This is a genomic window from Microcoleus sp. F4-D5, from assembly GCF_036704885.1.
GTDB lineage: Bacteria > Cyanobacteriota > Cyanobacteriia > Cyanobacteriales > Microcoleaceae > Microcoleus.
In genome coordinates this window covers 99,256-106,656 of the sequence record NZ_JAUBSX010000018.1, presented here as the reverse complement: position 1 = coordinate 106,656, position 7,401 = coordinate 99,256, and the positions used below count along the sequence as shown (strand labels likewise).

Below are 7,401 nucleotides of genomic sequence, written 5' to 3'. Positions count from 1 at the left end.
CTAGTCTGGGCATCGATCTGTTCTACCTTCTACATCTACATATAAATGGTAGCTCTATTCACGCCCAAGTGTACTAGAACCTATTAATTGAGAGCGCAATTCCAACTGGTCAGCCCCCGTCTTTTGAGTTCTGCGATCGTCAACGAATGTTCTTCTAAATTTGGGTCACTCTTAACAATTGCTACTGCCATCTCACGAGCTAAATTCAGCAAATCTTCATCATCCAGTATATTCGCCAAAGCAAATTCCGAAATACCCGACTGACGGTAGCCCATCACAACTCCCGGCCCCCGCAACCGCAAATCCATCTCCGAAATAAAGAACCCGTCAGTGGATTTTTCCAACACCTCAAAACGTGCCTTGGCTTCTGCTGTTTTACTGGTATTGAGCAGCAGACAATAGGAACGGTAAGACCCGCGACCGACGCGACCTCTTAACTGGTGCAGTTGAGCTAAACCAAAGCGATCGGCATGGTCGATTAAAATGACTGTAGCATTGGGAACATCCACACCCACTTCAACCACAGTAGTGGAAACCAGTATTTGGGTTTTGTTGTCGCAAAATGAGTTAAGCGCTTCATTTTTCTCGGCTGATGTCATCCGACCGTGCAGCAATCCTACTCTAAATTCGGGAAAGATTTCAGTTGACAGTCGATCGTATTCTGCTACCGCTGCTCTCAAATCTAGCTTTTCCGATTCTTCCACCAAGGGAAGGATGATGTACGCCTGACGACCTCGAAGTACCTCGCGGCGGATTAAATCGTATGCTGAAGCGCTTTTATTAAGCACTTTCGTGTGAATCTTCTGACGACCGGGCGGTAACTCGTCAATCTGACTGACATCCAAATCCCCGTGCAAAGTCAGTGCTAAGGTACGCGGAATAGGAGTCGCTGTCATCGTCAGAACGTGAGGTCTATTTCCCTTGTTGAGTAAATCTTGTCGCTGCTGCACGCCGAATCTGTGCTGTTCGTCGATGACTACCAGCCCGAGTTTGTTGAAGTTGACCTTCTCTTGCAGCAGCGCGTGAGTTCCTACCAATAGTGAAAGTTCACCTGTTTCTAATTGGGCGTGAATTTCTCTGCGCTTGGCGGTTTTGGTAGAACCCGTCAGCAATTGAACAGAAACGCCAAGGCGTTCAAACCACGTAGCAATCTTCCTGTGATGCTGTTGGGCCAACACTTCTGTAGGTGCCATAAGTGCCGCTTGATAGCCGGACTGGATAGCAGCGAGGATAGCAACGACAGCAACAACTGTTTTACCAGAACCGACATCCCCCTGTACCAGTCGGTTCATCGGCGTTTTGGAAGTCATGTCGTTGAGAATGTCGTTAATCACCCTACGTTGAGCTGAAGTAAGCGAGAACGGAAGTTGAGAGTAAAACTGTTGGATTAGAGGGCCAGCAGGAGTTATTTTTGTAAGAGCCTTTCGCGCCAAAAGTCGGTGGCGGCGCACGAGAAACGATAGCTGAAGATAAAAGAATTCATCAAATACCAGGCGGCGGCGGGCAGCTTCCAGTTTGGTTTCGTCTGGGGGCTGGTGGATGTTTGCGATCGCCTCCTGTAAATCCATCAAACCACATTTTCGTCTGAGATCCTGCGACAGGGGGTCATTTAGCAGTTTGGCAGATTCCAAAGCTGAGGTTACTGCATCTTGAACGATTTCGTTGCTAACTCCCTTTGTCAAAGGATAAATTGGGATAATTGAATTTTTCGTATTCTTGGCTTCGTCAAGACCGATCGATCGGATTTCAGGGGAAGTTAATGTCATTCCGCAATAGCGATCGGTCTTGACTATCCCAGATATAGCAACAATGCTGCCAGCAACATAGGTGGTGGCTTGCTCGTTCCTCCACTTTTGGGATTGGTAGTACGGGTGGTTGAAGAAACGCTTGCAGGCTATTTTACCTGTTCTATCCTTGACAATAATCGTCTGAATTGTTAGCCTGGGATTTTTAGGCGGACTGACTATTTCGTGATGTTGAATCTTACCTACAAGCGTAACTGAATCGCCTACTTTCAACCGATCGATTTTTACTCGCCGATATTTGATGTAATCGCGGGGAAAGTAGAGCAGTAAGTCTCGGACAGTTGCAATTCCCAACCTTTCTAGCATTTGGTAATTGCTTCGGCCCGACCCTGGCATATCGCCAATGGGTGAATGCAGTTTCATGATAATAGTTGGTAATTTTTCAGCTTCATATTTTTGTTAGCAAGCCATTCATAATGCTGCGCTAGCAGCCCGTTCACCAATGGCAATCTGCTGAATCAAATTAGAAGATAAACTGCTTTTAGTCCTTCCCTTACTTCTCACAAAGCAGAGTTACATTATCGCTGGTTGCACGAAGATTTGGGGCGCAGTCGAGAGAAGTATGTGACGTAGATTCATAATTTTAAGGTGGCGCTTCCACTCCTTCACACTACTGATAATAGAGGCTAACTCACGGCTTGGACACGCAGGTTTGGAAAAAGCGCTTTTCCAAATAGCATCTTGTTTGGTCTTGAGGTGGATTGCAGCGACGGCTTTACTGCTCAAACAAGTCGAAAAGGGCGGGAAAATAAACAATTTCTTTATCGCCAAACTTCAGCCATCGTTTCCTTGCCCGATCGAAGATGCGTAAAATACTAATAGCGAGCTTCGATTAATCCAAAATTACGCCAAAATTGCGATCGATTGCTTCATCACGAGCGTTAAAACCATTTTCGTTTTCTTGCTCTTGAGATGCTAAGATTGCGTTCCAGCCGGCAAAGCCTGGATTGAGTCGCTTTGATTGAGGGAATGTTTCAATAATTTCTTTTGACAGTCGATCGCCGTCTCGATCTCCTTTGAAGCCGGCTACTATAGTTTCTACTTCCTTAAGAAAGTCGGTTGGCAGCGAAGAAACCGCATCAATGCTTAAGTATAAAGTCGGTCTATTATTGAAATCTGGATCTAAGGCAATTACAGACAAGAGTTCTACCGGGTTGCTGGCAATAATGGCTCTTTCAATATTGTTTTGAACCGCTATCCAGAAAACTCCCTTTTCACCGCCGTCGCCTGCTTGATGCGAACCTCCGCCATGACTGTCAATGGAAAATTTTCCATTGGCGTCTAAGGTGCAGGTTCCTCTGTACTCTCCTGCAAGGGTGCGGAGTTGGAAGACAGGGCGGTTCAGGCTGTCTGCGTCTATCCATCCCCTGTCGTGTAGCAAGTCGATTAATTCGACTGGCAGACAAGCATTTTCTATCAAATTGCTTCGTACAGACTCCCAGTTAAGTGAGTCGAACCCCGATGTTTCGCGATCGTCAGGCGAGTCTGGTTCGCCTACATCTTCTGACTCAGCGATTAGAGAATCTTTGTCGGTTTCTGAGGAAGTCCCCGTGCTGCTTCCTTCTCGCTCTGGCCTGTCAATATTAGAGTAGGTCTGCCAGTATATTGGTGAAGAATTGCTCTCAATGCTGCTGTTCCTCATTTCGCCGCAGTCATCAGTATCACTATCGGTGTTAGCGTCGCTATTTGGTTTAGAGTTTTCTGTTTCTAAAATCCCGTTCAATTCTGGCTCTTGCAATGGGGGAATGGCTTCCACATTTCTGTCAGCATTAGCAGAGTAAGTGACTCCTCTGTATTTTTGCAGCCCCTTGAAGGTGTAAGCTTTGCCTAGATGAGTTCCGCTAAAAGCAATATTATCTAATTTGTAGCTAATGCCTAATTCGCCTGCGGGGGTGGGTTCTATTTTTACACTAATGCCTTGTTCGACGAGTCGGTCAATAAAAAGAGCGATCGCGGGACTATCAACCGTTACTAAATCAATTGCTGTTTGCAGTTGCTCCCGCGTACTAATTTCCCCCGTTCTTGCTAACCGTCGGCGTTCGCCAGTCGTGGGAGAGCGGCGTTCTTTATCAAAACTGCGTGCAGCGGGTGTTAAGTCGTACTTTTCTTCTAATTCTTCAATTAACTTTTCGCTGCGTAGGTAGTTCCAGCTATCGGATACGCAAGTTCCTTTTTCATCTAATTTGATGCGGCTGGCTGCAATGTGAATGTGGTCGTGGTCGCGGTCGGTATGGCGGATGATAGCAAACAGGTTTTTATCCAGTCCCATTCCTTCTAGGTAATCTAGAGCGATCGCCCGCCATTTGGCATCGGGGATATACTCGCCATCCGGCACACTTAAGGTTGCATGATAAACTGGTTTTTCAACTCCTTGATTAAGTTGTTTGGAGAACAGAAACTCAGCAGCTAATTCCCGAGCATTTTCTCCTACCATATTTCCTCCAATAAGTGAAGCTCCTTGTTTAGAGAAGAGGTAATTAAGCAATGGAGTAAAAGTTTTGCCGATTTTCTGCTTGCCAATCATTATTTACTAAAAATAAAAGTTGTGCATTAAAAACAGTTATAATTTCTAGCTATTTTATTAAGTTATTTCGCTATAATATGCTAAACTCTCCTCAATATCGCTTAAATTCATTAGAACTTGGACGTTCATTTGCTGTTGCTGTACTTGCTTTAGCAGTGCCAAAATTTGCTCGATAAGTTGCTCGAAGTTGGCTGGCTGTGTAATTCTTTCCCCCATCCATAATGCTTGTTCTGTAGCAAGGGCAATCGGTTTTAGCTGGAGGTTAAGTTCGGCTAATTTTTGGCACAAAGCTGGTTGATGTTGTTGTTTAAAAGTGTGGTATCGGAACAGACCGCTGACGCTCACCTGGAGATTTTTAGCCATTGTCTCAGCAAGCTGAAGTTCTTCAGGTGTCAGGCGTATCTCTATTCTTTTGATTCGTTTGGATCTCGACATGGCTAATTTGCTTGCTATTTGGTGTTGGGGTAACTGAGATTTTGCACGCCTGTCAATAAGGGGGTTATCGGTGGGGTCGGGCGGGTTTATTTAACCTATTTACTACGTTTTTGTCTCTTGGCGAACCCGCCCCTACAGCATTATTGAGAATGGTGCCGATCTCAGAGTAACGAACTTTATTTTTCGACTGCGATCGCGTAGCGTGCGCTTCCGGGCGATCGCGCCTGGGCCACCTGCCGATCGCTTGTTGCCAGAAGAGGCTTTAACGCATGGAAACTCCATGTCAGTCTTTCCAATGGAAAATTTTCCATTGCCACAGGGGCTCAGACTCAGGTTTGGTTGAATTTAACAGGCGTGGGAATTTCTAGTGGAAAATTTTCCATTGCCGCTGTTGGCAGACTCAGGTTTGGCTGGGTTCGATTCGCGTAGGAATTTCTAATGGAAAATTTTCCATTGTCACGGAGGCCGAGATTCAGATTTGGCTCAACTTAACAGGCGTGTGAATTTCCAACAGACATCTCCGAAAATCATCGATCCGTGCTCTTCTACTTTTGCTTGCAGGCGCGATCGCCCTTATCTCTACATTTTTTTTCGAGATATCTGTCTAATGGAAAATTTTCCATTGAACAGCGACAGGCTGGCAGCAGCGCTCTCCTCATAGGGGTGCTACCCCATTACAGAAAGCAGTTTGCACGCACCTCTGACACAGCTTGCTACCAAAAGCTTTGTCAAAGCCTAAGCCGTGAGTCCGATTTTTGCTGGTGTTGGTATTCAGACAACTGGCTGAGGGAGGGGAGGTTTTAGGAGGGTTAATAAGTAGTAAGTGCGTTTTAATCCCTCAATAGCTGTTGTTTTACAGCCTTCTTTTGAGGTAGCACGCTTGCTTAATCGCGAACGTTATTTCTGCACGAGCGTGCAGGGCTGTTTTTTACCACTCTTGAAACTCTCAATTAGGAAGACTTGCGACATGAGCAAAACTACTATCGAAACCATCTGGCCTCAAGCGATCGCGGCCTGCGATTACGGGGGGTCTGCTACTAAAATTCTCTACGCAGGAGCAAAGAATCAAATTCGATTGCTCTGCATGGAACCGGAGGTCGTATCTGTACCGCAGGAATCAATTTTGGCTTACGGCAGAGACCAATTGGGGTCAGCCGAGCCTGAGAATACGGCCTGGGTTGCCTTTAGGAACGATTACAGGGCAGTGGGGTATTTGGCAAAAGAGAGGTTTCACGCCAATGCCGGCCTTTCGGAGCTCAAGTACGAGAGGGCACTGCACAAAACTCTGGCGGCGATGTGGGCGATTAAGGAAAAGCTGAATTTGCCTCCTAATTTTACGGCGGCGATCGCCGCGCTGCTGCCCCCAGGCGAATATGAAGACCGAAATCGGTTCGAGCGGGTGCTGCGTGAAGCTTTAGCGGATTACCAAACTCCTACGGGTCAGATGAGCGTGGAATTGTTGGCGTTTAACTGCAAGCCAGAGGGCGGTGGCATTTACCTGATGCACAACAAGAAAGTCGGCTCTGTTTTGAAAGAGCGGGTGTGCGCGATCGCCATGATTGGCTACCGCAATGCTAGCCTGCTGGTGGTTCAGCGGGGAGATGTCAGACCGGGAAAAACGAGCGATTTGGGCTTCATCCGCATGGTGGAGAGGGTGGTAGCTAAGACTTCAGGACAGACTGCTGAGCGATTGACTCCAGCAATTGTAGCAGCGGGGACACAGTTCAAGGCAGCTCCTTTAATGCGGTTGGCTCGCAGTACGACTAAGCAAGGGCGAGCTGAAGAAGTGCAGCAGATAATAGCAGCGATCGAAGAGGCGCGGCCTGAATATGCACGGAGTCTCACGAGTTGGCTGGACGAGAATTTGCCATCAGATTGCGATGAATTGGTGTTCTGCGGTGGCACGGCCGATTATCTCCGCAACGAGTTAAACGAACATTACGATCGCTGCCCGATTATTTGGAATGCCGAAATTGCTATGCCACCTATTTTGTCAAAGAAAGGGTTTGAAAATCGGCTCAATGATGTCTATGGGATGTTTTCGTATTTCAAGGCAAATTTGAAAAAGCAGTTTAACGATCGGGTCACAGAATCCGCTGTTTGTGGGTCAAAAGGTTCCGTTTTACAGGAGATAGTTGCTCGTGGCTAAGCAAAAAGAAAGGGTGGATTTTTTGTGGCGCTATCAGCCTTTAAAATCTACTGCTGATGGAGTTTTGATGTCGTATATTAAAGGCAATTTATTGCTGCCTTCGAGAGAAATGATTCTCCAATCTCTGCGACCTTACTGGCTGCCACTAGCGTATCTGGAAAAAGGGAATACCGATCCAGTTATTTTAGGGCGGTTATTTAGAAATGCTGTCTATGCTCTGGAAAAGCACGCTCTCTATTTGCGCGATCGAGGCGGGATTGAATATCCTCCTACTAATATAGGGGGAATGTCTATTTCCCAAATACCATCATCACGAGAATTACCTGCTGGCATTGAGGAGGCAGACCGTTCTATGTTGTACGGTGCGGAAATCTTTACGGCTCCCAACCATTCCACCCGCAGTGGATTGACTGCGGATGACTTGTTTGAATTAGAGGGTGGCGAGGATTTCGATGATTCAGGATTCGCGTGAATGAGCTTCTATTATT

6 protein-coding genes are annotated in these 7,401 nt (G+C 46.5%); 2 read left to right on the top strand and 4 right to left on the bottom strand.

What is annotated here, in order from left to right; all coding sequences use genetic code 11:
- Nucleotides 1-83: 83 nt before the first annotated feature.
- From recG to QUA80_RS11450, 4 genes are all read right to left on the bottom strand, one after another.
- Complete coding sequence (gene recG / locus QUA80_RS11465; RefSeq protein WP_333424214.1) at nucleotides 84-2,168, bottom strand: ATP-dependent DNA helicase RecG; 2,085 nt, start codon at nucleotides 2,166-2,168, stop codon at nucleotides 84-86.
- Nucleotides 2,169-2,637: 469 nt separating this feature from the next.
- Nucleotides 2,638-4,329, bottom strand: coding sequence for a relaxase/mobilization nuclease domain-containing protein (locus tag QUA80_RS11460; RefSeq protein WP_333424212.1), 1,692 nt, complete (start codon nucleotides 4,327-4,329; stop codon nucleotides 2,638-2,640).
- Nucleotides 4,330-4,386: 57 nt separating this feature from the next.
- Nucleotides 4,387-4,764, bottom strand: coding sequence for a plasmid mobilization protein (locus QUA80_RS11455; RefSeq protein WP_333424210.1), 378 nt, complete (start codon nucleotides 4,762-4,764; stop codon nucleotides 4,387-4,389).
- Nucleotides 4,765-4,940: 176 nt separating this feature from the next.
- A complete protein-coding gene (locus QUA80_RS11450) occupies nucleotides 4,941-5,075 on the bottom strand; it encodes a hypothetical protein (RefSeq protein WP_333424208.1) in 135 nt (44 codons plus the stop codon).
- A gap of 656 nt (nucleotides 5,076-5,731) precedes the next feature.
- Here QUA80_RS11450 and QUA80_RS11445 point away from each other — a divergent pair.
- Together QUA80_RS11445 and QUA80_RS11440 are read left to right on the top strand one after the other, a co-directional pair.
- Complete coding sequence (locus QUA80_RS11445) at nucleotides 5,732-6,913, top strand: ParM/StbA family protein (protein ID WP_333424206.1); 1,182 nt, start codon at nucleotides 5,732-5,734, stop codon at nucleotides 6,911-6,913.
- Nucleotides 6,906-7,385, top strand: a complete 480-nt coding sequence (locus QUA80_RS11440) for a hypothetical protein (protein WP_333424204.1) — start codon at nucleotides 6,906-6,908, stop codon at nucleotides 7,383-7,385. The genes QUA80_RS11445 and QUA80_RS11440 overlap by 8 nt, the downstream gene beginning before the upstream one ends.
- Nucleotides 7,386-7,401 lie beyond the last annotated feature (16 nt).

Excerpts from the sequence above, each read along its gene's own strand:
- recG (WP_333424214.1), bottom strand. The coding sequence starts at position 2,168 with ATGAAACTGCATTCACCCATTGGCGATATGCCAGGGTCGGGCCGAAGC.
- QUA80_RS11460 (WP_333424212.1), bottom strand. The coding sequence starts at position 4,329 with ATGATTGGCAAGCAGAAAATCGGCAAAACTTTTACTCCATTGCTTAAT.
- QUA80_RS11455 (WP_333424210.1), bottom strand. The coding sequence starts at position 4,764 with ATGTCGAGATCCAAACGAATCAAAAGAATAGAGATACGCCTGACACCT.
- QUA80_RS11450 (WP_333424208.1), bottom strand. The coding sequence starts at position 5,075 with ATGGAAAATTTTCCATTGGAAAGACTGACATGGAGTTTCCATGCGTTA.
- QUA80_RS11445 (WP_333424206.1), top strand. The coding sequence starts at position 5,732 with ATGAGCAAAACTACTATCGAAACCATCTGGCCTCAAGCGATCGCGGCC.